Origin of the sequence: Variovorax sp. WDL1 (assembly GCF_001541225.1) — a bacterium.
In the GTDB taxonomy this organism is placed as follows: domain Bacteria; phylum Pseudomonadota; class Gammaproteobacteria; order Burkholderiales; family Burkholderiaceae_C; genus Variovorax.
This window is the reverse complement of sequence record NZ_LMTS01000171.1, coordinates 1-1589: the sequence shown is the minus strand read 5'-3', so window position 1 is coordinate 1589 and position 1589 is coordinate 1. Positions and strand designations below refer to the sequence as shown.

Sequence of the window (1589 nt, the reverse complement as noted above, 5' to 3'; positions counted from 1 at the left end):
GGAGACGATGACGGCGCGGGTCATGGTGAGGTCCTTTGCAGAATGGGAGGGAAAAGGTTTACTGGGGCTGCGCGGTGTTGCGCAGCAGCTGGTGATAGAACCGGATCATCTCGACGTAGTTGGCAATCAAGATGCGCTCGTTGGTGCCATGGAAGCGCGACAGGTCTTCAGGCCGCGCGCGCACCGGCGAGAAGCGGTAGACGGCGTCGCTCAGGATCGAGAAATGGCGCGAATCGGTCGCCGCGATCATGAGGCCGGGTGCCACGATGGCATCGGGGAACACCTGGCGCACCGACTGGGCGATGGTGCGGTAGCCCAGGCTGTCGGTCGGCGAGACCGGCGAAGGCTCCGAGTTGCCGGGATAGGGCTTGATGGCGATCGTGTCGTTGTCGATGGTCTTGCGGATATGGGCTTCGACCGAGGCCAGGCTGTCGCCAGGCAGCACGCGGAAGTTGACGGCAGCCTCGGCGCGGCCGGGAAGCACGTTGTCCTTGTTGCCGGCGCGCACGACGGTCAGCGCAGTGGTCGTGCGCAGCATGGCGTTGCTGCTCGTGCCCTTCTCGAGCTGGCCCCGCACCAGCGGTCCGAACAGCCACAGGTTGGACAGCGCGACGCGGTTGAAGCCGTTCATCTCGGGCGCCAGCGTGGCGAACATCTCGCCCGCCACGCCGCCGATGGCTGCCGGCATCGGGTTCGCCTCGAGCTTTGCCAGCGCAGTGCTCATGCTGCCGATGGCGCTGCGCGCCGGCGGCATCGAGGAGTGGCCGGGCGGCTGGTCGACCGAAAGGAAGAAGGTGCCGTAGCCCTTCTCGGCCAGCCCGATCAGGGCCGCCGGCCTGTCCAGCCCGGCGAGCACCCCTTCGGTGACGAGCAGGCCTTCGTCGAGCACCCATTCGAGCCGCACGCCGCGCGACTTCAGCAGTTCGGCGATCGGCTTGGCACCGCGCAGGCCGCTGACCTCCTCGTCGTCGCCAGCGACCAGGTACACGGTCTGGCGCGGCTGGAAGCCGCCTGCAAGCAGCATCTCGATGGCCTCCATCTGCGCCAGCAAGTTGCCCTTGTTGTCCCAGGTGCCGCGGCCCCAGACGAAGCCGTCCTTGATCTGGCCGCTGAAGGGGTCGGTCTGCCACGCCTTCTCGGTGCCGGGCGCGATGGGGACCACGTCCTGGTGCGCCATCAGCGCGATCGGCCTGGCCGCCGGATCGCTGCCGGTCCAGGTGTAGAGCAGCGCGTTGTCGCCCACCACTTCCTTCTTCAGCGTGGCATGCAGCTTCGGGAACTGTTGCGCCAGGTAGGCGTGCAGCTCCTTGAACGCCGAGCCGTTGGCCTGAAGGCCTTCCATGCCGGAGACGGTACGGATCGGGATCGCGCCCGCGAGCCGCTGGGCGGCCGCTTTCTCGTCGATCTCCACGCGCGGGGCAGGCGGCACCTGCAGCTGCAACGAAGGCCGGCGCCAGGTATTGCCCGCGGTCACCGCCACCAGCACGAGCACGGCCAGCAGCAGCACTACCAACACCCGTTTGACCATGGCCTGCCTTCGCGCTCGCGATCAGCCGAACTGCCTGCCTTCGGCCACCAGCTTCCGGATC

General features: G+C 67.7%; 1 protein-coding gene. It reads right to left on the bottom strand.

From position 1 onward, the window contains the following. Positions 1–58: 58 nt before the first annotated feature. The gene (locus tag APY03_RS23740) at positions 59–1528 is read right to left on the bottom strand and encodes a M20 family peptidase (RefSeq protein ID WP_068680691.1); all 1470 of its coding nucleotides are present in this window, start codon (positions 1526–1528) and stop codon (positions 59–61) included. Positions 1529–1589 lie beyond the last annotated feature (61 nt).